Annotated in this window: 23 protein-coding genes; 7 read left to right on the forward strand and 16 right to left on the reverse strand. The window is 55.7% G+C overall.

Translation table 11 applies throughout. The features are described from left to right. Nucleotides 1–49 precede the first annotated feature (49 nt). The 3 genes from MJA45_RS15525 to MJA45_RS15535 all read left to right on the forward strand — a co-directional run bounded on the left by MJA45_RS15525 (nt 50) and on the right by MJA45_RS15535 (nt 4556). A complete protein-coding gene (locus tag MJA45_RS15525; RefSeq protein ID WP_315602825.1) occupies nt 50–2362 on the forward strand; it encodes a helix-turn-helix domain-containing protein in 2313 nt (770 codons plus the stop codon). A 41-nt stretch (nt 2363–2403) separates the two neighbouring features. Then, complete coding sequence (locus MJA45_RS15530) at nt 2404–3276, forward strand: aldo/keto reductase (protein ID WP_315602826.1); 873 nt, start codon at nt 2404–2406, stop codon at nt 3274–3276. 200 nt (nt 3277–3476) lie between these two features. Then, complete coding sequence (locus tag MJA45_RS15535; RefSeq protein WP_315602827.1) at nt 3477–4556, forward strand: ParB/RepB/Spo0J family partition protein; 1080 nt, start codon at nt 3477–3479, stop codon at nt 4554–4556. Between the two features lie 117 nt (nt 4557–4673). Here MJA45_RS15535 and MJA45_RS15540 read toward each other — a convergent pair whose 3' ends face one another. The 3 genes from MJA45_RS15540 to MJA45_RS15550 form a co-directional block, all read right to left on the reverse strand. Further along, nucleotides 4674–5465: a squalene/phytoene synthase family protein gene (locus MJA45_RS15540; protein ID WP_315602828.1), complete on the reverse strand. Its 792-nt coding sequence runs from the start codon at nt 5463–5465 to the stop codon at nt 4674–4676. 489 nt (nt 5466–5954) lie between these two features. Then, the gene (locus MJA45_RS15545; protein WP_315602829.1) at nt 5955–7601 is read right to left on the reverse strand and encodes a DUF4091 domain-containing protein; all 1647 of its coding nucleotides are present in this window, start codon (nt 7599–7601) and stop codon (nt 5955–5957) included. Between the two features lie 125 nt (nt 7602–7726). Then, complete coding sequence (locus tag MJA45_RS15550) at nt 7727–9124, reverse strand: MATE family efflux transporter (protein WP_315602830.1); 1398 nt, start codon at nt 9122–9124, stop codon at nt 7727–7729. Between the two features lie 180 nt (nt 9125–9304). Here MJA45_RS15550 and MJA45_RS15555 point away from each other — a divergent pair, with 180 nt between their 5' ends. Beyond that, entirely contained in the window at nt 9305–10702 is a 1398-nt protein-coding gene (locus MJA45_RS15555) for an extracellular solute-binding protein (protein ID WP_315602831.1), read from the forward strand. A 96-nt stretch (nt 10703–10798) separates the two neighbouring features. Here MJA45_RS15555 and MJA45_RS15560 read toward each other — a convergent pair whose 3' ends face one another. Both MJA45_RS15560 and MJA45_RS15565 read right to left on the reverse strand, forming a co-directional pair. After that, nucleotides 10799–10960: a hypothetical protein gene (locus MJA45_RS15560; protein WP_315602832.1), complete on the reverse strand. Its 162-nt coding sequence runs from the start codon at nt 10958–10960 to the stop codon at nt 10799–10801. Next, nucleotides 10957–12810 (reverse strand): ABC transporter substrate-binding protein, encoded by a 1854-nt coding sequence (locus MJA45_RS15565; protein ID WP_315602833.1) that lies wholly within the window; start codon nt 12808–12810, stop codon nt 10957–10959. The genes MJA45_RS15560 and MJA45_RS15565 overlap by 4 nt, the downstream gene beginning before the upstream one ends. 104 nt (nt 12811–12914) lie before the next feature. Between MJA45_RS15565 and MJA45_RS15570 the strand changes: the two genes are divergently transcribed. Beyond that, nucleotides 12915–13049, forward strand: coding sequence for a hypothetical protein (locus tag MJA45_RS15570; protein ID WP_315602834.1), 135 nt, complete (start codon nt 12915–12917; stop codon nt 13047–13049). Between the two features lie 20 nt (nt 13050–13069). On the opposite strand, the gene MJA45_RS15575 is transcribed toward MJA45_RS15570, so the two are convergent. The 3 genes from MJA45_RS15575 to clpP form a co-directional block, all read right to left on the reverse strand. Beyond that, a complete protein-coding gene (locus tag MJA45_RS15575) occupies nt 13070–13498 on the reverse strand; it encodes an NUDIX domain-containing protein (RefSeq protein WP_315602835.1) in 429 nt (142 codons plus the stop codon). A gap of 66 nt (nt 13499–13564) precedes the next feature. Further along, nucleotides 13565–13828, reverse strand: coding sequence for a YkgJ family cysteine cluster protein (locus MJA45_RS15580; RefSeq protein ID WP_315602836.1), 264 nt, complete (start codon nt 13826–13828; stop codon nt 13565–13567). A 145-nt stretch (nt 13829–13973) separates the two neighbouring features. Then, a complete protein-coding gene (gene clpP / locus MJA45_RS15585) occupies nt 13974–14555 on the reverse strand; it encodes an ATP-dependent Clp endopeptidase proteolytic subunit ClpP (protein ID WP_315602837.1) in 582 nt (193 codons plus the stop codon). Between the two features lie 192 nt (nt 14556–14747). Here clpP and MJA45_RS15590 point away from each other — a divergent pair, with 192 nt between their 5' ends. After that, complete coding sequence (locus MJA45_RS15590; protein ID WP_315602838.1) at nt 14748–15479, forward strand: RNA polymerase sigma factor; 732 nt, start codon at nt 14748–14750, stop codon at nt 15477–15479. Nucleotides 15480–15621: 142 nt separating this feature from the next. Here MJA45_RS15590 and MJA45_RS15595 read toward each other — a convergent pair whose 3' ends face one another. The 5 genes from MJA45_RS15595 to MJA45_RS15615 form a co-directional block, all read right to left on the reverse strand. Continuing rightward, nucleotides 15622–17058 carry an NAD-dependent succinate-semialdehyde dehydrogenase gene (locus MJA45_RS15595; protein ID WP_315602839.1) on the reverse strand — a complete coding sequence of 479 codons (1437 nt, stop codon included), beginning with the start codon at nt 17056–17058 and terminating at the stop codon, nt 15622–15624. 231 nt (nt 17059–17289) lie between these two features. Further along, nucleotides 17290–17604, reverse strand: coding sequence for a thioredoxin (gene trxA, locus MJA45_RS15600; protein WP_315602840.1), 315 nt, complete (start codon nt 17602–17604; stop codon nt 17290–17292). A 46-nt stretch (nt 17605–17650) separates the two neighbouring features. Further along, nucleotides 17651–18049 (reverse strand): hypothetical protein, encoded by a 399-nt coding sequence (locus MJA45_RS15605; RefSeq protein WP_315602841.1) that lies wholly within the window; start codon nt 18047–18049, stop codon nt 17651–17653. Nucleotides 18050–18170: 121 nt separating this feature from the next. Next, complete coding sequence (locus MJA45_RS15610; protein WP_315602842.1) at nt 18171–18602, reverse strand: RrF2 family transcriptional regulator; 432 nt, start codon at nt 18600–18602, stop codon at nt 18171–18173. Nucleotides 18603–18711: 109 nt separating this feature from the next. Next, nucleotides 18712–19374, reverse strand: coding sequence for a phosphatase PAP2 family protein (locus MJA45_RS15615; protein ID WP_315602843.1), 663 nt, complete (start codon nt 19372–19374; stop codon nt 18712–18714). Between the two features lie 154 nt (nt 19375–19528). On the opposite strand from MJA45_RS15615, the gene MJA45_RS15620 reads away from it, so the two are divergent. Then, a complete protein-coding gene (locus MJA45_RS15620; protein WP_315602844.1) occupies nt 19529–20647 on the forward strand; it encodes a glycosyltransferase family 4 protein in 1119 nt (372 codons plus the stop codon). Between the two features lie 11 nt (nt 20648–20658). Here the strand turns inward: MJA45_RS15620 and MJA45_RS15625 are convergent, their stop codons facing one another. From MJA45_RS15625 to bshB2, 3 genes are read right to left on the reverse strand one after another with little or no spacing between them, the layout of a single operon-like run. Continuing rightward, nucleotides 20659–20991: a DUF1904 family protein gene (locus tag MJA45_RS15625; RefSeq protein ID WP_315602845.1), complete on the reverse strand. Its 333-nt coding sequence runs from the start codon at nt 20989–20991 to the stop codon at nt 20659–20661. A gap of 49 nt (nt 20992–21040) precedes the next feature. Further along, on the reverse strand, nt 21041–22396 hold the full coding sequence (locus MJA45_RS15630; protein WP_315602846.1) for a dipeptidase: 1356 nt from the start codon (nt 22394–22396) through the stop codon (nt 21041–21043). 18 nt (nt 22397–22414) lie between these two features. Beyond that, nucleotides 22415–23083 carry a bacillithiol biosynthesis deacetylase BshB2 gene (gene bshB2, locus MJA45_RS15635; protein ID WP_315602847.1) on the reverse strand — a complete coding sequence of 223 codons (669 nt, stop codon included), beginning with the start codon at nt 23081–23083 and terminating at the stop codon, nt 22415–22417. Nucleotide 23084 lies beyond the last annotated feature (1 nt).

Below are 23084 nucleotides of genomic sequence, written 5' to 3' on the forward strand. Positions count from 1 at the left end.
CTAAACTCAAACCAAAGTCATGCCACGAATGCACGGGGAGGAAACCGAATTGATCCAACGACGCAAGAAGCTTTTCCTCACATTATGGTTTTCCTATCTCCTTATTCTCTTTATCCCCGTTTCCATCTTTGCCGTGTTGTATACCAACATCGAGCAGCTTATGGTGAAGAATGCGAACCGCTCCAATCTGGCTATGCTCGAGCAGGCCAGGCAGGCCGTGGACACCCAGATGCAGGAGATCAACCGGCTGACCAGCCAGATTGCGACCCAGCCCAAGCTTCAGACCTTATGGAATATCCGGGAGAACGACCGCTATGTGGAATATTCGGAAGCCGTCAATATTCTTAAGAATATCCGAAGCGGAAGCACCTTTGCCGGCAACTATTACATCCAATTGGCGGAATCGGATCTTATTCTTTCCCCAAGCCTGAAGACCGACACCTCTACGTATCTGAATAAGATCAGCACGTATGCCGACAAGGACGAAGCCTGGGTTCGGTCCCATGTCTTATCCGGCTATCATTTCCAGACCTTCTGGCCGTCCGCTTCGATTATAGAGAACTCTTTGATCAAGAACGTGATCACCTGCGCCGTCTCCCTTCCCTTGGGCGAAAGTGCCAATGTCAGGGCCACGCTTGTCATTCTCATTGACGAGGAGCAGATCTTCAACATTCTGAAGCAGATCGAATGGGCCAGCAGCGGAAGAATCTACATTCTGGACGACCATAACCAGGTCATCATGTCATCGGTAGGTGACCGGACTCTGCCGGAAGGCGTACTTCCCGAGGTGAGCGGAAGTCCGCAATACCGGACCATTGAGCTGGATGGGAATTCCATGATGCTCTCCTCTACGGCCGGAACCAGCGGATGGAAATACCTTTCCCTCGTCCCCGAGGATGTCGTCCTGAAGAGGGTCAATCAGATCAAGCAATGGGCGTATCTCGTCCTGGCCGCCGCCTTGGCCGCGGGCTCTGCGGCTGCCGGCTGGATGGCTTACCGGAATTACAGCCCGATCCGAGACATGGTCACGGCTCTTCTCAACGGACGCAGTGAAACCGCTCCCATCTCAGGAAACGAATATGAATTCATCCAGTCTTCCATCACCGCAACGCTTGCCGAAGGAAAGCAGCTAAAGCAAAGGCTGGAGGAGCATACCCCCGTTGTCCGGGCCCACTTCCTGACGAGGCTGTTGAAAGGCCAAGCGGATCCCGATGCTTTCAAGGAGAGTTCCCTTGAGTTTATGGGACTCCGTTTTCCCCATGACGGCATCTGCGTCGTTCTGATTGAGGTGGACGACCTGAGCGAGTTCGGGAAGGAGGACACTGAGCGGGAGTGGGCGCTCGCCCGCTTTATTCTCATTAACTTAAGCAGCGAATTGATTGGCGATTCCGGCTATGTCACGGAAACGGACCGGAACCGGTTTGCTATCCTCATGAACGTAGCGGACGACTCTGAAGAAACTAGACTTAGGCGCGATGAATTCGTTTCCCAGCTTAAGCAGGTCGTGGAAGGCCGTTTCCGGTTGAAGATAACGGCGGCAGCGAGCTCTATTCGCATGGGCCTGCCGGAAGCCGGCCGATGCTATGCCGAAGCGCTGGAGGCGTTGGATTACCGGATCATTCACGGAATCAGTACCTACATTCATTTTGACGAGATCCGACAGCCGGGCGGGGGGTTCTATCAGTATCCGATGGAAACCGAGGTCCAGCTTACGAACTTAATGAAAAGCGGGGATGCTTCCGGTGTAGAAGCCCTTCTCGATGACATTTACCGGACCAATGAAAGGTCCCAGGGCATGACGCCGGAAATGAGCAAATGCCTGTTCTTTGACTTGCTTGGCACGGTTCTGAAGGTGCTCCATGCCTTGAAGCTGGACGGGAAGGAGCTCTTCGCCGACACCGGAGATCCCGTTAAGCTGATCATGAGCAGTCACTCCGCTGAAGATATGCTGCGCCGGATCAAGGAATTGTCGACCATGATCTGCTCCATCGTCTGCGAGGCCAAATCGGACCAGAGTGACCGGCTTAACGAGCAAATCAAGCAATACCTCGAAGAAAAATACGCCGATAACGGCCTGAGCCTCACCTCGATTGCCGATCATTTCGGGGTGACGGCCCCCTATGTGTCGGGCTTCTTCAAAAAACAGAACAACATGAATTTGACCGACTACCTGGTCGCTATCCGGATCCGCGAAGCGAAGCACCTTCTGTCCGATCCCCGTCTTACCGTTCTCCAAGTCGCCCAGATGGTCGGATATGCGACGGATATCGGGTTTATCCGGGTCTTTAAGAAGCAGGAAGGCGTTACGCCCGGAAAATTCCGGGAAATCGCCCTGCGGGACAAGCAGGCCGATAGCGGATAAGGTATACTGAAGAAGAATCCATGGAGAGGAGTCGATGTATCATGATCATGCGTCCCCTGCCCTGCCTGAATCAACCGAGCTCCGCCGTTATGTTCGGAGCCGCCAGCCTGGGATCCGTTTCCCAAGAAGAGGCCGATGCTTCTATCACTTACGCCCTGGAGCAGGGAGTAAACCATTTCGATACGGCGGCAAGTTACGGAGATGCCGAGCTTCGAATGGGTCCCTGGATGCCGAAAGTCCGGGACCGTATCATCCTCGCGACCAAGACGGGGGAACGAACCCGGGAGAAGGCAAAAGCCCAGCTTCACCGGTCGCTGGAGCGGCTGCAGGTAGACTCCGTCGACCTGCTTCAGATGCATGCGGTTGGTGACATGGACAATCTCGATCAATGTACCGGCAAGGGCGGCGCGCTCGAAGCCCTGCTGGAGGCGAAAGAAGAAGGGTTGATCCGCGCTATCGGCATTACGGGACACGGCCATCAGGCGCCAGCCGTTCATTATGAAGCGCTGCGGCGGTTTCCTTTCGATACCGTTCTTCTCCCGCTGAATTATTACCTCTACTCCATACCTTCCTACCGGGCCGATTTCGACCGGCTGCTCGCAGCCGCTTCAGAAAGCGGTACCAGTGTGCGGGTAATCAAAGCGATCGCCAAAGGTCCTTGGGCTCCGGAGCAAAAAAGAGAGTATGCCACTTGGTACGAGCCCTTTGACACCCAGAAGGTGATCGACGCCTGTGTCCATTTTGTGCTTTCTTTTCCCACTATCTCTGGATTTGCGAGTGCGGGGGACGTCCACCTCTTCCCCAAAATCGTAGACGCCGTCAACCGTTATGGTTCCATGAACGACGAGGAGGCGAACGCCATTCTCTCCTCCATTCAAGGGTACAGCAGCCCTTTCGAAACCCCGGTATCCTAAGCAAAGAAACGTGCGTGCCTGCTCAGCAGCCTTCCGGCCATTACGGCGGAAGGCTGCTTTGCTTAACGTCGTTCGTCACCCCAACGTCGGACCAGCGGTTCTTCCCTATGGTTTGCACACAGGCGGGCTTATTATATAATACCTTATGTCCGATCATCCCTGGCACAAGGGATATCCATCCTACGTAAGGAGCCCTGATAATGGAAATCATCGACATCCCCTCCCATTTGATCGAGGAGGACAAAGATCAGCCCCGTAACCAATTCGATGAGGAAGCCCTCCAGGAACTCATGAAAAGCATTGAGGAATTGGGCTTGCTCTCCCCCATCAAAGTAAGAACGGTCGCAGGCGGCCGATACAAGATCATTTACGGCAACCGCCGGTACAAGGCATGCATGAGACTGGGTCTTCCTTCCATTCCCTGCATCGTTTCGACGGCCGATAACGAGCTGGAGATTTATTTGGAGCAGGTCGCCGAGAATCTGAACCGCGAGAGCTTTAATCCGGTCGAAGAAGCGGAAGCCTTTCACAAGTTGATGAATGATCCCAAATTCAGTTCCTCGGTTAAATTCCTTTCCAGCAAGCTCGGCAAGCCCGAGACGTACATCAAGCACAAGCTGGATCTGCTCAACTTCGGACCCTCCGTCCGCAAGCTCGTCGTAAGCGGCTCCGAAATCCGCAAGGACCGGCTGACGGAAGAGCAGCTTCTTCCCCTTAAGGATCTTCCGCTCGAATACCGCGATCCGCTCGCCAAAATCGCCGCACGGGACGAGCTGCCGGTCAGCGACGTGAAGAAAATCGCCCGGCTGTTCAAGGATAAGGAGCTGTCCGACAATACCAAAGGCAAGCTCCTGTACAAGAACGGGAGCGAGCTGCTGGAAACGTGGTCCATCCGTCAGCAGAACAAGGCCAAGAGGCAAGAGCCCGCCGCGCCCCAGCCTTCTAAAGAGACCAAGATAGAGAAGCAGGGCACAGGGGTACCGGATGCCCAGGAGAAAGAAGCGGCTCCCCCTTCGAAGCCATCTTCCGCCGGGTCCGTTGCCGGTTCACCGGCTGGGCCGTCTTTCTTGTCTCCGATGGACAAGCTCCTTGAGCTTCTTGCGGCGGAAGACCACTCGTCCTTCCGTTACAAGGAAGCGGCTCAGGCCGCAGCGGAGCTGGAAGCGGCCGACCGGGAGACCGCGGCTTCCGCAATAGGCGACCTGATCGTCCGGCTGGAGAACGAGCTAATCGAATGGAAAGCTCTGCAAGAGCGGATGGCCAAGGAGCCGGCCGAGTGACGCCACACTCCTCGCCGCTGGGAATGCATAAGCAGAAGCTCACCAAACCAAACAAAGCTAAGCCGCGAGCGGCTTAGCTTTGTTTGGTTCCTGCTTATCATCCTACGATCGTTCCGTTCAGCCCCTGACCCGAGCGACGATGTCCAGCACCTTGGCCCGGGTCAGCTTGCTGCCGCCGCTCGCGATGATGTTGACCGTAGCATGGGCAAGCGCCAGAGGAATCCGGCAGAAATCGAGTGCCGGTCCTTTCTTAAGCTCGGAGATGTATTCGTCCGCGGCTTTCAGATTCCGGCGGGTGTAGCGGACCATCTCGTCCATCCCCCATCCCTCGGGGAAGAAGTTGACTCCACGGGTGCCGTCTTCCGAGCGGTTGCGGAGAATATTGACCGACTGCAGGCCCCGTCCGAAGGCGACCGCCTTGACGGGATCGGACTTCGTGTCGTCATACCACGCCCACAGGTCGGACAGCATCTCGCCTACCGCTCCCGCGACGCAGTACGTATACTGGTCCAGGTCCTCTTCGGTACGGATCTCCCACTTCCGTTCCACCCAATGAGCCATCCCGAGGGACATCTCTTGGATATAGCGGAAAACCGTCGGAGCGATGCTGGTCGGGCACAAGGAAGCCCAGTCGCTGATTCTTAGGCTGACCTCCGGGATGGAGTCCCGGTAAGGGGCCAGAAAAGCATCCAGCGCCGCATAAATCTCCTGCTCGCCCTCTTTCTCAAAGGCTTGTCCGATGCCCTTCAGAAGCTGAATCTTCAGCGAATCCTCCATCTCCGGATGGTCTTCTATTTCGTCGATCGCCCTCATGCACAGGTAGGCGGAGGCGACGGCCTCCTTCAAGCCGGGCTTCAGCCGGCTGATTGGAATATAAAAGGTGCGGCTTGTATCAGCCAGCATCTTCATGGCTTTCTCCAGTGTTACGATGGTATTCCCCTCCAATGGTCAAGTAAAGGCATGGATACCTGTCGATCCCATTCCCTTAAGTTTGTGCCTATGGAACATCTAACCATTACCCGAACGGTAACGAAGCGAAACAGCGCTCCGTATGCACTCTTCTTAGCGTACACCAAAGGGCGGGGTCTCAACAACCCAAACGGGTCTCCCTACCCATAATAATTTCCGCCTGTTCGGAAAATAATACTAAAAGAATTCACAAATCACGGGAGGTGCCCTAATGCCGGATAAGGAAAAAGAGACCGTCGAACCGTTGGAAGCCGACGAACTGGAAGAAGACGAGGAGGACCTCGAGGCCGAGGACGAAACCCATGTGGAATGGGCCGGGTTTATCTAACCGCTCTCCCCTAAGCTCTGCGACCATCCAAAAAGCAGCAGCGGAGCGAATAAGAAACAGCCATCCCGCCTGGGATGGCTGTTTGGCTTGGAGGTACAGAATTAGGATGCCGAGGCAATTTCGCGGTTAACCTTCTCCCGGAAGTTCAACAGAGCGCGTTCTTCAAGCGGATAGCTCGTCATGCTTAAGCCGCTTCCCAGCTCTTGCTCGATCAAGGCAAGCACCTTCTCCCTGCCCCGCGTTTCTTCAAGAAGCTCCAGCGCGCGCAGATCCTGCAGCGCCTCCGACATCACTTCCAGCCGGATGGACTCAACCGGCCCATCCTCTCCCGGATAAACGAGGAAGGCATCCCCGGAAGGAAACGCATGTCCGGCATCGGTCACCCGGTAAGGATCAATGGGATACTTGGAATACTGCGAATACCAGAAATTATAGCCCCAATGCAGGAAGCCTTTTAGGTTATAGACGTAGGACAGAACGCCCATGATCCGGTTTCGCGAAGACGGCATATGGAAGAACCGGTTGGGAACATCGATATGCTGGGAGCAGCAATAATAGGTCCACAGCTCATCCAGCTTTCTTTCCACGAAAGGCTCGATATGATTGTTGGCGGGAATGGGCTGCTTGACGAGTCCTTTATCATAGAAGGTTGCGTCCGACAAAGCATCGATAATGGGATATTGGTCCAGATGCTTCCGGATGAGAGCGCTTGCTTTGGAGTACGACTCCAAATGGGACAAGTTCGGTTCGTCCGATATATGAAAATAACATTTGTCTTCCCATCCGGTCCGCTGAAGAAAAGCGATCAAATCCGGGAGAAAGGCATCGAGAAAAGCTTCGTATTCCGGACCGGCCGCGTCGGTGTCCCAGCCAAAGATTTGCTGCAGGGTTCCATCCACTTCCGCTATAATTTTGGGGGCGTGCTTGGCTCCCCATTGGGTGAACAGATGGGACATTTCCAAATAAGGGATGCCTTCTTCTTCGCATAGGGAGATCCAACGTTCCAGCCTCTCATAGCCAAAGCTGTAGGCGCTGCCCGTCTTCTTCACGTCGACCAGCTGAACCGTCGGCCGTTCTCCTCCCACCTCGGTATCAAGCGGGGGCGTAAACAAAGGAGTCAGGATCATGTTCATTCCGTGCTCGGCCGCCGTGCGAATAAACTGCCGGATCCGGACCCAGTGCTTCTCGCTGAACACTTCGTCCCCATAATAGGTGGCGAGGCAGTCCGCATGGAACCATTCGGTATGCAGGAGCCGCTGCTTCGGCAGATCGGCTTCGAGCCGGGTCAAGGTAAAGGTCTCCTCTGCAGCCTTTTCTCCGTCCCCGGAGGTGAAGACAATATGTATGGCCTCTTCCCCGCCCTTGCTTTCCCCGCCAGGATGAACGGTCACCCAGACCGATCTCCACTGCTGGGGAGGACCGACTACCCGGCCTTCCTTTATCGGAAGAAGAGGATCCGGATACAAGCCGGGGGTGCTGCGCAGAATTCCCTCGTCATGCCGGTGATAGCAAGGCATCTCGGATGGCACCAGGCCAATTTCGCGAAGCGTGATGCTCGAGCCGCCGCTCGTAGAGGCCTTGACGAATAGAGGCTTGGTCAAGTGGCCGCACCGGTAAGCGACCTGGAACGAGTAGGTTTCGTTCCTTAAGGCGGTCCCCGCCATCCAAGGCTCGGCCTTCAGCTCCTCATCCGCAAAAACTTTAACAAGTGAGGAAACCAGCCGGGTTTCCAAGGAAATCGGTTCCATCTAACAATCCCCTTCCTTCTCATAGCAATACTTGTCGAATACAGGATACGCTTTATCGGAATCCAAGTCCAGGTAATTCTTCCAACCCTAGAAGCGTAGCGAGAAGGGCACCCCATTGGGATTAGTTATGCCGGTCGGGGCTCTGCGACCATCCGGGCCTTTCTCCAGCTGCCGAACCGGTAATAGAGCAAATTAAGGCCGGCCGCGACCGCGAATCCGACCGGAAAGCTCCACCAGATCGCCTCAAAGCCGTAATGGTGTCCGAGGAATACCGCGAGCGGATTGCGGACGAGCAGCAGGGCGATAAACGAGATGACCAGCGGCACGACAACCGAGCCCGACGAACGAACCACTCCCGCCACGACATTGAAGATACCGAACAGAATAAACGACCAGAGGGTCAAGTTATTGATAACCATGCCCATTTCCATCGCTTTTCCGGTCGAGGGAAGGAACAAACCCAGTGCCTGACGGTTGAAGAGGTGAAGGATAAGGACCAGCAGTCCCGTCAGGGTAATGTTGAAGGCAACTCCCGTCCAGGTAACCCGGGACACACGGTCCCAGAGCCCGGCTCCTATATTCTGGGCCGCCATCGAAGTCACCGCTCCGCCCACCGCCATAGCCGGCATCTGGACGTAGCTCGACAGCTGACCCGCCACGCCGAAGGCGGCCGCCGCTTCGGAGCCATAGGAATTGACCAGATGAATCAGCACCAGGTTGCTTAGGGAAACGACTATCATGTTGAGGCCCATGGGGACCCCTTTTTTGACCGTCGTCTTGACGATTGTCCAATTGATGCGCAGAAGATGCAGCTCCTCGGCCGTGATGCGCAGGAAATACTTCCGGCGGTATAGAAAAAGGATAAGCGCGGCAAAGCTGACCAGCTGGGCGATGAACGTAGCCGTGGCGGAACCGGCTATCCCCATTCTCGGAAAGGGGCCGATCCCCTCAATAAGCAGGGGATTCAGCGCAATATCCAGAACGGCTGAGAGCAGCAGGAAGTAAAAGGGAGTTTTGGCATCTCCCGATCCCCGCAAAACCGCCATGACCAGATTAAACCCGAACATAAACGGAACCCCGGCAAACAGCACCCGGGTATAAGCGACGGCTAATGCTTGGGCATCGGGAGGAGTGTTCATCGCTTGCAGAATCCAGTGGGAGAACGTCAAGCCGATTCCGGTTACGATCAAGGAAAGAATAAGGAAGAATACGGTGCTCGTGCCGACTACTTTCTTCGCTTCGTCGACCCGCCGGGCTCCCAGGTTCTGCCCGACCAGGATGACCGAGGCCATAGCCAGACCGAAAATGGCGCTAATCAGAAAAAACATGATGAGGTTCGAGTTGGAGGTGGCGGCCAAAGCCGTCTCCCCGAGGAAATTTCCTATCCAGATGGCATTGATCGAGCCGTTCAGCGACTGAAGAACATTTCCGAGCAGAATAGGCAGCGAGAAGAAAAGCAAGGTGCGGGCGATAGGCCCCTCGGTTAGTGAGGGACGGTTTTTTTGCGGTGGCGATGCGGACATGGCTGGCAGGACTCCTCTTCCTTTAGTCTATTCTAGTATTTTACCTTATTCTAGGGGATTGGGTAAGACGTTCGTGCCTCCCGTTCGCTTTTTGGCCTGCCCGGTGGTATTATAGTTGTATTAAGAAAAGAGTTCCTATAAAATTTACCTATCCCAGAAAAAGAAGGATTGAACCGATAGATGAAACGTGAGAGTGAATTTCGCTATACCAAACTGGCCGGCATTCTGAGGGAGCAGATCCTCTCCGGCTATATCAAGCCCGGGCAGTTTCTGATGTCCGAGAACGAGTTGTGCCGCCACTACGCCATGAGCCGCACGTCCGTGCGCAAATCGCTGGAGGAGCTGCTGAAGGAAGGCTTGATCGTCAAGAAGGTCGGTCAAGGAACCATCGTTTCCCCCGACCTGGCCATCGAACCGTCCAACAAAAAGGTTCTGCGCATCCTGGCGACCTCTCCGTCCCATTTCATGGATTCGTGCATGCCTTTCATTATCGAAGAATTCGAGAAGCAGAATCCGCATGTGGAGGTCAAATGCCTGAGCTTTCCGACAAGCGACTTCTGGGAATCCATTCGCTCGAGCAGCCAGATCGGTCTTCAGGCGGACATTGTCTTCGCGGGGGACCGCCAATTCAGCGAGATGGAGGAAGCCGGCCCTTTCCTTGACTTGAGGGAGCCCTTTAAGGATGTGCTGCCCGAGATTTATCCGGATCTGCGCAAAACCTTCGAGTCCGGGATGCAGATGCCTGCCATTCCCGTTACCTTCTCGCCGGTCTATCTCGTCTATAACCCGAAGCTGTTTCACAAGCACGATATTCCGCTTCCGAAGCATGACTGGACCAAGGAGGATTTTCTGAGAGCCGCCCAGCGTCTGACCATCGATACGGATGGAGACGGCATTATTGACCAATACGGCTTGACTCTCTCCTGCTCCCTTAACCGCTGGCCTCTGCTTGCCTTGCAGAATGGCGTCGATTTTACGGGATCGATCGACCGGGAGGGCCTCGTGAAGACGCTCACCTTTATTCACGATTTGCTGTACCGCTACCGGATCGCTACCCTGTCTCCCCGGTATTTGATCAATTCGGAAGCCTTTATCCGTCAGAAAGCGGGAATGGTGCTGACCACCTCCATCGAGCTGGCCGGATGGCGCAAGGAGACCCTTCCGTTCGAGCCCATGGTCGCTTCCATGCCTTTCGGGGAGCGCAAGGCCTCTCTGCTCATCGCCAACGCAATGATGATCCCGGCCGCTTCAGAGGAAGAGGAGCTGGCTATCCGTTTTCTCAAAACGGCGCTTGATCCGGCCATCCAAGAACGCATCAGCCGGGAGCACAAGTTTCTTTCGGTGCTGCAGCCTGTCAACGACGCCGTCTACAGCCCAACCGAGCTTACCCCGCTCAACATTGAGGGAAGCCGGATCGTCAACAGTCATTTCCTTCACGAGCTGTTCACCGATTTCAGTGTGATGGAAGAGATCGAAGCGGAAATGGAGCTCTTTTGGTCCGGTCTCGAATCCGCCGTTCATTTTGCGGACCGGATGGTGACGATGATCGAAAGCCGTCTAACCCCTTCTTCCCAATAAGTGAGTTTTCGGTTATCCGCCGATACTCCTGTGTTGCCAAAAACAAATCCCCTCGTCCATCCGGACGGGGGGATTTGTTTTATGCTGACTAGCGGCTTAAGGAGCCTTAGGGGCATCCGGCTTGGACGGGGGTTCTTCTTCCTCCGGGCAGGACCGGCATTGAACCTTGCCGTCGTCCCGCACCACCCCATCCAGAAACCCGCTGTCACAGTAAACCGGCCGGCCGCAAAGCACACAATGTCCCACTAGTTCCTTCATCCCGCTTCTCCTCCCCAATACACGGCATCCTGCCGCTCTTCGTTGTCCTCGCCGGCGGCTTTCCCGGTTTCAAACCAAACTTCGCGGAAATCGAACCAGCCAATGGCGTTCAGCTGCAGGCCCTTCAAGGAGGGATGATAACTCGTCCGCTGGTGGCGGTGAAACAGAAAGATCGCCGCGTGCCGGCTCCGGATCCACTCGGTCAGTTCAAGGGCGCATGCTTCTTGGGCTTCCTTGGCCGTTTCCCGTCTCATCCGGCGGATGATGGAACCGGCTTTCTCCATCATATCCGGATGCAGGAACATCCGGAAGCAGCCGTTCTCCGAAAGGAACAGCTCCAGCATCGAGACAGCGAGATCGTCCTCTACCCCCTGCTCGCTGATAAAAAGATCCGTACTCAACCGGTTGTCGCTGCTCGTTATATTCCCAAGAAGCTCGATTACTTCCACTTTCAAGCCCAGCTCCCGGCAGGACTCCGTGAACCATTGGGCATCCGTTTCACTGCCGGCATATATTCCAAGCCGGATGGTCATACCGGCACAGCCGGATTCCTCCAAATAGGTTTTGGCCAACTTCGGATTGTAAGGATTCGGAAATCTCGGCGACTGCTCGGGCACGAAGCCGAAAGCCGGCTCCACTTCGGCGGCATACATCGAGATCAGCCGGTCCCGGTCCAGTCCGTAATGCAGGGCCTTGCGAAAGGCTTCCCGTTGAGACGGTCCTTCCTTAACCGTGTTGAACACAAGAAGGCGGGAGCCTCGCTGAACGGTCTCCACCCCCTCCCAATCGGTGATGGGCTGTCCCTTGTAACCTCCGCCGCAGGAGCTTCGCAGAAGCTGGTAGTCTTCCTGTAGGGAGTCGCTACCTTCCCGATCGTAGGGCATAAACCACATTTCAATCCGGTCCAAATGGGCCCGGGTAGAAAAATAGTCCGGCCACACCTCCAGCACCAGCTTGTTCTCGTCATTCTGAATGACCCGGAAAGGCCCGGTTCCGACCGGGAGGCTGGCGTCGTAGGCTCCCCCAAAATAGTCAGCCGGGACGATCGAGGCCGGATCAAAGCTGAGGCACCGCATAAACAGATGATTCGGCTCGTAGAGCTCGATACGGATTCGGTGACGGCTCAGAACCTCTATCGATTTGACATCCTCAAGAAGCCATTTATACGGCGAAGCTCCCCCTCCCCGGCGAATGCGCTCCAGCGAATATCTCACATCTTCCGCCGTTAACTCCCTGCCGTTGTGGAAGAGAACGCCCTTGCGTAGGTAGAAGGTCCATCCGACCGCTCCGTTCTCGAGCGGCTTCCAATAATAGGAAAGTTGGGGAAGGATGGTGCCGGTCTTCGCATCATAGTGGACCAGCCGGTCGTAGACATGCTTGATAATCTGCCCTTCCATGCAATAAGCGAAGCAGGCCGGATCCAGCGAATAGATCCTTTTCTGAAAAGGGATGCGCAGCACGTCCTCCACACTGCCGCTCTTGGTTACCGTCTGATACCCTAGTTTGGCCGTCAGCCAAATTGAGAACTGCTCTTTCAACTGAGGGTAAACTCCTTCATACCGGTCCATCAGTTCATAGGCCTGCTGAAGAGCGCCTTTCTCCACCTGGTCCCGCGCCATCTGCAGGACGAGCGATTCCGGTCGCAGCCGGAACCGAATGCGGGATTTGTTTCCCCGTCCCCGGCCGGGCAGCCAATCTATCCAGTTCTGATCCTGCATTTTACGAAGGATCAGGTTGACGTTGCGGCCGGAGCACTCGAAGATTTCCGTCAGTCCCTCGAGGGTAACGGATTGCTCTTCCTCCCCCGGAAAATGCCCGCGAAGAAGCAAATATTGGCTCTCGATGATCATGCCCGTTCCTCCCCTCCTCAAAAGATGAAGTCTTTGAGAGATATTTTACAATTTTTATTCATCTTTCACCAGCTTATGATATAGAAAAAAGGAGGTCGGTGAAAATGAATTCGTTCGAACTGGAGCAGGACATGAGGAACAGACGCGGAGAGCTGGAAGAGGAGGTTCGGGCCGATGGGGGCCGAAGCCGTGTAAGGCAGTGGCTCCTGCTGGTTCTGACTATGTTCTCCCGCACGTAAGGCCCTTTAAGGAAACTCTTTTAAGGCAGCAGCCGGCTGCCATTCAAGGTTCGGAGAACGGCTGCCATGCTTTTGGCCATATAAGCGTCTGCCTCGGAGAAGAGCACGTGCTTGTACCCGTCGACTTCCGGCAAGGCTTTACCGGTTCTGGGATGGAGAAAGGTGGAACGGCAATGAAGGGTGCGCACCTCCGGCAAAGGAGTCTGGGGCCAAACAAAAAGGTGAAGATCTTTGTTCTTCAGATAGGCGTGGACCCCTTCCTCCACAAGCAGGCTCGGGTCCGGAGTTAACCCGGTTTCCTCCTCGACTTCCCGGCAGCAGGTTTCGATTGGAGTCTCCCCGGGCTCCGGAAGTCCTTTGGGGAGGTCGTAGAAGGAATTGCCGGTGGAATGACAGGCCAGGAACGCTTTCCCGTCCGTTATTAAACATCCGACCGATACCTGTTTCATAAAGATTCTCCTTCCGGAAAGACAAGTCTTATTTACGGACCTTTATTATAACGAGTGAGCTTGGCGTCAACGGGTCGCCGGAGCCGTAGCTCTCTCAAGCTGGGCGAGAATTTGGAAGGCCTCCTCGTCGGACGCTCCGCACATCTCAACCGATGCGGTCAAGCTCCTGCAAACGGCGGGACGTTGCTCCCGGCCGAACAGCTTGCATCGGTTATCCTCGGTAAGCTGGACGCATCGGACGCCTGCCGGCTTTCCTTGCGGCATTCCCGGAATGGGCGATGAGATCGAAATGGCGATGCAGCAAGCGGCGCATCCGGTACGGCATTCCATTTTACCTTTCCCCCTTAGCCCTTGATTCTTACGCTTATTATAGCACGCAGCCCAAAAAAGAACGGCCCCGCCATAAACGCCGAGCCGTTCCATCCTTTTCACTCTCTTCGCACTTGACGTAAGGAAGCCGCCTTATCCCGCCTGGTTACAAGGTGGTAATGACCTCGTCAATGATCCCGTATTCCCTGGCTTCCTCCGCCGACATGAAATAATCGCGGTCCATATCGCGCTCCACCTTCTCCAGCGGCTGCCCGGTCCGTTCGGCCGTGATCTGATTGGCCTTGGCCCGAATGCTCAGAATCCTCTTCGCGCTGATCGCAATGTCGCTTGCCTGTCCTTGAGCCCCTCCATGTGGCTGGTGAATCATGATCTCGCTGTTCGGAAGGGCAAAACGTTTGCCCTTCTCTCCCGCCAGGAGCAGGATTGCGGCAAAGGAGGCCGCAAACCCGGTGCAGATCGTGTGTACCGCCGGCTTCACAAACTGCATCGTGTCATAGATGGCGAAGCCTGCCGAGGTAGAGCCCCCGGGGCTGTTGATGTAAAGCGAAATTTCTTTCTCGGGATCTTCCGCCGCCAGAAACAGAAGCTGGGCGGTGATGCTGTTCGCCACCTGGTCGTCGATGGCGGCTCCAAGAAAGACAATCCGGTCCTTCAGCAGACGGGAATAGATATCGTACGATCTTTCTCCCCGACCGGTTTGCTCCACCACGTAAGGAATATAAGTCATGCTGATCTCCTCCTTCTCCACGGCCTAATGGGGCATGGAATCGTTCTTCACCCCTTAAACGAAAGAAGACCGGAAGGAGATACGAAGAAGGGGGCGTCTAATCCAACGAAGATTTTTTTTGGTGACCCCGTATCCTAAAAGGCCGCTTATTCGTTTATGATAGAAGATATTGGAGAACAGGAGGTTCTTGTCATGATCCATTGGACCGTCAACCCGGCAGAAGAAGCCCCTGCCGATAACAAAAGCCTAGAGCAGCTTCATTCTGCTGTTAGCCGTTACTGCCTGGCCATTACCGGATCGACGTGGGATGCCGAGGACCTGGCTCAGGACACGTGGATAAAAGCCATGGCGCTTGCCCAAGGAACGGCCGCTCACCGTAACCCGGAAGCCCTGCTAAGGAGAATTGCCAAAAATACGTGGATTGACCAAGGCCGAAGAAAAACCGTTTACCGTCGTATCCTGCATCAGCTGACCCGGAGCGATTCGTTCACCGAGGAGCCCTTTGACGATCTGGATGCGATGGTCCGCTCGCTCGTCCACCATCTATCCCCTTTGCAGCGGGTGGTCTTCCTGCTGAGAGATGTTTACGGCTATAACAGCCTGGAGGTCTCCCATCTTCTGAACACCTCGGAAGGGGCAGTCAAGGCCGCGCTTCACCGCGCCAGGCTCTCCCTCAGCAAGGTGCGGGAGGATGTGGCCCTGGAGGCTGAGCATTCCGAAGAGGGAGAGGACATGAAAGCCTTCCTTCGCTCCTTGGCGGCTGCCATCCGCAGCGAAGATGTCGACCGTGTCGTTCACTTGGCCCAAATGGATGCCGTCCCCCCGGGAACCGCCGTACGTGCCGTCCAAACGCAGCTTCTCCGTCAAGCCCGTTCGGCAACACGAAGAACGGGAAGCGCACCAACCGCTTTACTCGCAGCCTAGCCGCATGACATCTCCCCGTACACAGGAAGAGGGAGCGCCTCTCTGCTTCCAGCGCCCCCTTTTCCTGCCAAAAGCCCGCGTTCCTGGATTTCCTGGCGCGGGCTTTTGGTTTATTCATCGCTTAAGCGTCAAAGCTGCTCTCCTATACGCCAAGCGAAATGTATTTGTACTCCAGATACTCTTCCAGTCCATAGCGTCCGCCTTCCCGCCCTATGCCGCTTTCCTTGACCCCACCGAAGGGGGCCTGTGCCGCGGACGGCAAACCGTCGTTCACTCCGACGATCCCGTATTGAAGACGTTCGGCAATCCGGACCGCGCGGCTGATGTCACGGGTGAACACGTAGGAGGCCAATCCGTATTCGGAGTCGTTCGCCTGCCGGATGGCGTCCTCCTCGTCCGCTACTTCGATAATCGGAGCGACGGGACCGAAGGTCTCCTCCTGCAGGATCCGCATGCCGGCTTGAACGCCCGTCAAGAGAGTGGGCTCGTAGAAATACCCCGGGCATCCGGTGCCTTCCGCCCGCTGTCCCCCGGTAAGAAGTCTGGCTCCTTTGGAGAGGGCATCCTGAACGTGCTCCTCCACTTTGTTCAGACCGGCTTCGTTAATCATAGGACCGATCTCGACTCCTTCCTCGAATCCGCTGCCCACTCTAAGCCCACGGATTTTGTCCGTCAGGATCCGTTCGAACGCCTCCCGGATGCCTCGCTGGACATAGATCCGGTTGGCGCATACGCACGTTTGCCCGGCATTGCGGAATTTCGAAAGCAGGGTCTGTTCCGCAGCCAGCTCCGGATCGGCATCATCCATGACGATAACCGGCGCATGGCCCCCGAGTTCAAGCGAAACCCGCTTGACGGTTTTGGCGGCGGATGCCATCAGGATCTTCCCTACTTCCGTGGATCCGGTGAAGGTGATCTTGGCCACCCTCTTATCCCCAAGCCAAGTATCTCCAATCGTTTTGGCATCCCCGGTCACCACGTTCACCACTCCTGCCGGAATCCCCGCCTCCTCCGCCAGCTCGGCAAGCATCAGGGCGGTGAGGGGTGTGTGCTCCGCCGGCTTCACGACGCAAGTACAGCCAGCGGCTAGAGCCGGTCCCACCTTGCGGGTGATCATGGCCGCCGGGAAGTTCCACGGGGTGATGGCCGCCACCACTCCAACAGGCTGACGGATGACAAGCATCCGTTTGGCCGTTGAGCCGGATGGAATAATATCGCCGTAGATTCGCTTGGCTTCCTCCCCGTACCATTGAAGGAAGCTGGCAGCGTACCGGATTTCTCCCCTAGCCTCCGCCAGGGGCTTGCCCTGCTCCTCGGTCATGATCCGGGCTAGCATATCTTCCTTCTCGATCATTAAGGCATACCAGCGGAGCAAATACTCGGATCTTTCATAAGCGGTAAACCCGCTCCATTCCGGAAACGCCCGGTGCGCCGCCGCCACCGCTTCGCGGGCTTCTTCCTCCCCGCTGTCCGGCACCTCGGCCACCTTCTCCAGGCTGGCGGGATTCAAGACAGAGAAGGTCCCGCCCGAGGCGGATTCCTTCCATTCTCCTCCGATATATTGCTTCCATTCTTTCATGAACATCCCTCCTACAACCTTCTTAACCTATCGGTACGGTCAGGAATCCAGGTCTCTTAAGCTTCGGCGGTCATCTCGATTTTCCTTCTCTCGCCCATCAACCCGTTCCCTGCTTCACGCCAAAGGTATTATTTCCTTGGATAACAAGTTAATCCTGCACAGATAAAAGGACCTCTCCCTATGGAGAAGTCCCCTTTTAGCCTCGCCCCGTAAATCGGTCAGGTCGCCAGCTTACAGATGTTTGTTGATTTCCGTTTCCAGCTCGTGAAGCGGGCGCACCCCGACGTAGGTGCCGACATTCACTCCGTCCTTAAACAGCTTCAAAGTCGGAATCCCCTGAACGCCGTATTCCGAAGCCTTCTCCGGGTTGTCGTCCACGTTGACTTTGGCAATGGTCACCTTGCCTCCGACTTTGCCGTCCAGCTCTTCAAGGATCGGAGCAATCATTTTGCAGGGACCGCACCAAGGTGCCCAGAAGTCGACCAGAACGACCCCTTCTTTAACGGTTTCTTGAAATTGTGCGTCGCTGATATTAACAATCGCCATTTCTATCACTCCTTCGGATGGGTTAGGCCGGCTTGCACCGGCTGGATTAATAAGTCGTGTCGGGGGGAATGGTTCCGAACAACCGGTTAACGGGCCGGTTCCCCCGCTTTCCTGCGCTTGGTGCAGCAGCGGGTGATGCCGCTTGCTCCTGCTGTTCCGCCAGCGCCTGGAACCATTCCTTATCATGTGTCAGTAAGGCCAATTCCATCAGAGCGCGGCGGTCTTCCGCCGTCAAGGCGGAGGTTTCAGGCAGCTTCTTCAGCTTGCTTGAACGGGCCTCCACCCGCTCCCCTACGATTGACTCATGATCGGACTGGGTGACCCATACCTTCCATAATTGGCCTTCCGAGGCGGAATCAAGATAACCGATGAAAAACTCATCCAGTGTGGATACTCCGCTTACCCAATCTCCTGCTTTCCAGTCCCGGTTCTGTTCTTCCCTCATTCCCTTCACCCCTTGCTTTTTTTATAATCCTCAAACTGAAATCAAATTGATGACAGTTTAGGCGCCATAAGCCTGCCGGCAGCTTAACTAGCGATAAGATTTCATGCCGGACGCCCCAGGATCAGGTTCTCTCCTTCTGAAGGGTTCTTACCCTGTCGAGAACACCGTTAATCGTCTGTCTTTCGAAGAATTTCATCATCTGCTCCTCGGCTTCCCCGAAGATTCCTTCCATGACTTCCGCCATGTTGCAGGCGATCATGCATTCTCCCCCGGTGTCTCCCGAGCACCAGGACGGTTTGAAAGTCCCCATCGAGGTCGCACGGTAAATCTCGGCCAAAGTAACTTCCTCCGGATCGCAGGACAGAATAAATCCTCCCCCGATCCCTTCCTTGGCGGCAACATAACCCTGCTTTCTCAAGCAGCTCATCACTTTGCGGACACGCGACGGATGGGTGTTGACATTGTGAGCGATCCGATCGCTGCTGGCCATCCGGTCAGGCTGGTAAGCCAGGAAAACGAGACTGTGTACCGCAATGGTAAATTCGCTGTTCACCTGTCTTCCCTCCTCCCGTGCGCCTTACTGTTATTATAATGAATACAGTTAGGATTGTCAATCCTATCCTTCCCTTCCCCCCATCTTCCAAAAAACGGAGCAGAGCCGGTTAAGCTCCGCTCTGGCCGATCCGTTTTTTTCTCCGCTCCTCCGCCTTCTCGAAGTAATAAATGGACAGGGCGAGCCACGCCCCGCTGGCCAAAAAACCGGCCGCCACATCACTAGGGTAATGAACACCGAGATAGATGCGGCTTGTTCCGATCGCCAAAATCATAAAAGCGCACACGGTGATAAGGATGGCTTTTCCGAGGGTCGACGAGAAATGGCGCCACAGCAAGTAGGCGCTGATCCCATACAGAGCGAACGCCGCCATGGAGTGGCCGCTTGGGAAGCTGAAGCCCGGCTCCTCGATCATGCGGTGCAAAGTGGGCCTTTCCCGGTGGAAAATGCTCTTCAGGACGAAGTTGAGGATCCCCGATCCCACGACCACAACGCCAAACAGGACCAGCTCGCGCCGGTGCTTGAACACTCGGTGCAGGAGAAAGAGGATTGTGAGGGACAGCAGGAGCACCATTTTGCCGTACCCGATAAAGGTAAAGCCCTTCATAACACTGGTCATTCCTGGTGATTCCATCTTTCCCACAAGGGAAATAATCCGGTTATCGAACCAAGCGATTCGGTTATAGCCGAGGAGCAGAGCAAACAAAGCGAACCCCGCCGCTGACAGGAGACCAAGCACAAAAGCACGGGTTAAGGAAAATGAGAGATTCATGTGACGGGTGTCCCTCCAAACAAGGCTTTGTTTCGTTATGCATGGACCTAGCAATCTTTGAAAATAGTCTTCCTTCTCCCCTCAAGTATCCCTATCGGCCGGCCGTCCATCCGCATAGAGTAAGAGGAAAGCTATAGTAAACCTGTAGAGAGGGGTGTCCATTCTGCGTATCCTTATGATCGCTCCGGAAGCCATACCGGTACCCGGTGGCGGATCGGTTGAAATCTGCATGCTGTCCATTGCCCGCGAGCTTTCGCGTGATCATGACGTTACGATTCTCAGCCGCCGGAGCTCGGCTTACCCTGCTGTCAGCCGGTATGGGAGAGTAACCGTTGAACGTATTCCGTCCGGAGACCGCAAAACGTACCTAAGGTCTATTCTTACCTACCTGAAGGATAATCTGAAGAAAAAAAAATTCGACCTCATCCAGGTGGACAACCGTCCTTCCTATATGGCGCAGGTGAAAAAGCGGTTTCCGGGCACACCCGTGACCCTCTTCCTGCACTCTCTGACCTTCGTGCCCCAAACCAAAGCTGTTGCCGCCTGCCTGGCCAAAGCGGATCTGATCATCGCCAACAGCGATTCCCTTAAGGAGCGGCTGAGCCACCGCTTTCCGGCAAGCCGGTCTTCGATCCGCACCGTCCACCTGGGAGTCGATCTTGACCGGTTTCATCCCCCGGACAGAAAGAGCAAAAAACAGCTTAAAGCCCGATTGGGGCTAAAAGATGCGTATACCATCCTCTTCGCGGGACGGGTTATCCCCCGGAAAGGGGTTCCGGTGCTCCTGAAGGCAGCCGCCCTCCTGAGGGAAAAGGTACCGGATGTGCAGCTTCTCATCGTCGGAAGCGGCTCTTCCCCCTACATGAAGAGCTTGAAGGCGGAGGCTTCCCGCTTGAAGCTGCCGGTCGTGTTCGCCGGGAGAATATCGCACCGGTCCATACACCGGGCTTACGGCGCAGCCGACTGCTTCGTCTGCCCTTCCCAGCAGCATGAAGCCTTTGGCCTCGTGAATGTGGAGGCGATGGCCACGGGCATTCCCGTCATTGCCTCGGACATTGGCGGGATCGGGGAGATCGTCAAGCATAAGCACAATGGATACCTGGTCCGCAAGTATACGCACCCCGAGGAATTTGCGCGCTATCTGATCCGGTTGGCCCGCAGCCGCAGCCTTCAAGCCGAGCTGTCCCACAACGCCCGCAAAACCGCTGTCCGCCATTTCGGCTGGAGGCAGACCGCCAAGGCCCTTTCTGCACTTTACGGCCGCTTCCGGTGATTCCTCCTGGTTTATTTTGCACAAGTGACGCCATTGATATAATAGGCATCCGGTTCATAGACCTTAAACGCGATTTCCATCTCGGGAACTCCCGCTTCCCGCAGATGACCCGCAACCGTGGCAGCGAAAGCATCGCGCACGGCGGTCCCGCGCTCGAACCAGGCCACTTCCACGAACGGATAAACGGGCACAAGGCCGCCGTTCCCGATGGAGGTTATGGAAAGAACATCCAAAGTAAATTCGCCGGGTCCGCATCCGCAAATGCCCGCCAGCTCTTCCACGAGAGAAGAGCTGACCGGCATCAGCCTGTCCGGATGAACACCCCGAAAGGTCAATTGCGGCATCAGCAAACTCCTTTCCGGTATATGGTATATTTCCTTATGGCCGGAAGGGCTATATCCGCTTGAGATACTCGACAATGGTCAGAAGCCCTTTGTCGAAGTTGTGCAGGTTGAAATGCTCGTTCGGAGCATGAAGATTCTCGTTAGGAAGGCCGAAGCCCATCAGGACGACCGGAACGTTAAGGATTCGGGAAAAAGCTTCCACAATCGGGATGGAGCCTCCGTCTTTGGTAAAGACAGCCCGCTTGCCATAAACCTGTTCGTAAGCATCCGCCGCTTTCTGAAGAAGGTGATCGGTCGGGTCGATCGAGAACGGATTCCCTTTTTCCCGTTTGTCCACCGACACTCGCGCACCTGTTGGGGCATGAGAAAGAAGATGGCGCTCGATTTTATCGAGGATGTCTTCCGGATTCTGCTTGCCCACCAGCCGGCAGGTGATTTTGGCATGGGCTTCGCAAGGAAGCACCGTCTTCGTGCCTTCTCCTTGAAAGCCTCCGTAGATGCCGTTCAGCTCCAGCGTGGGACGGGCTCCGATGCGCTCGACGAAGGTGTAGCCTTCTTCTCCGTACAAGGCATCCAGGCCGAGCTCCGCTTTCAGCTTGTCTTCCTTGAAGTTCAGCTTGTCGAACTCCTCTTTCATAACCGGAGAAAGCTCGGGTACGTCGTCATAAAATCCGTCGACCGCCACACGCCCCCTCTCGTCGTGCAGGGAGGCCATCAGCTCCACCAGGGCGTGCAGGGCATTGGGGACACCGCCTCCGAACGAGCCGGAATGAAGGTCCGTGTTGGCCGTTCGGATTGCGACATCAAGCGAGCATAGCCCGCGAAGCCCCGTGCAGATGGCGGGCACGCCGTCTTCCACGAGGGAAGTGTCCGATATGAGAACGGCATCGGCGGCGAGCTTCTCTTTGTTCACTTCCAAGAAAGACGGAAGGTTGGGGCTGGTAATTTCCTCTTCCCCTTCAATGCAGAATTTAATATTGACCGGCAGGTCTTTCTCTTCCTTCAGGAGGGCTTCCACCGCTTTGATATGAAGGAATAACTGCCCCTTATCGTCCGTCGCCCCGCGGGCGAACAGCTTTCCGTCGCGGATATCCGGCTCGAAGGGAGGGGTTTTCCACAAGGGAAGCGGATCGACCGGCTGCACGTCGTAGTGTCCGTAGACCAAGACGGTAGGGCGTCCTTCGGCGTGCAAATAATCGGCGTAGACGACGGGGTACCCGTTCGTTTGGTGAATGCCGACATTCTCGAGACCTGCTTTCTTGAGAGCCTCTACGAGCCATTCCGCCGCTTTCAGCACATCCTCTTTGTGCTCGGACAGCGCAGAGATGCTGGGAATGGAGAGCCAGCTTTTGAGTTCCTCGAGATGCTCTTCACGATGCTTGGCAAAATAAGCTGCATAATCCATTGGGATCCTCCTAATTGGTTATTCGTGTTCGTCCTCGAATCGGTACGTCCAGAAGCGCTCGGTCCCGTACCGTCCGATCAGCTCTTCTTCGCTTAATTCCTTGCTTCCGAGAAGCTCCGCCGCCTGAAACTGGGAGCGGTGGGCTTGAATGGAGGCCATTTTCTGCGGGAGATAGGCCGTTACATCCCGGACAATATCCGGCGGCCCGAGCACCTGCCGGCAGTTGGAGGAGAAGGCCATGGCGTGCACCGTCGGCCTCTTCCCGGCAGGCATGCGGGCGATTGCCCCGATGACGGCGGCTCCCGTTGCGTCATGGTCGGGATGGACGCTGAAGCCCGGGTAGAAGGTAATAACCAGCTCAGGGCGCAGCTCCTCCACCAACGCCGTAACAGCCGCTTGAACCACGGCCGGATCTTCGAATTCTACCATTTTATCGTGAAAGCCGAGCATCCGCAAATCCTGGATCCCGATGGCGCGGCAGGATTCCTCCAGCTCGATCCGCCGGATCTGAGGAAGCGTCACCCGGTTGGCGAAGGGCGGGATGCCCATGTTCCGTCCCATTTCCCCGAGTGTCAGGCAGGCATAGGTGACTTGGGTCCCCTCTTCTATAGCCATGGCAAGCGTTCCGGAAACCCCGAAGGCCTCGTCATCGGGATGAGGCAGAACGACCAGAATACGTTTATCCATA

Origin of the sequence: Paenibacillus aurantius, from assembly GCF_032268605.1 — a bacterium.
In the GTDB taxonomy this organism is placed as follows: Bacteria; Bacillota; Bacilli; order Paenibacillales; family NBRC-103111; genus Paenibacillus_AO; species Paenibacillus_AO aurantius.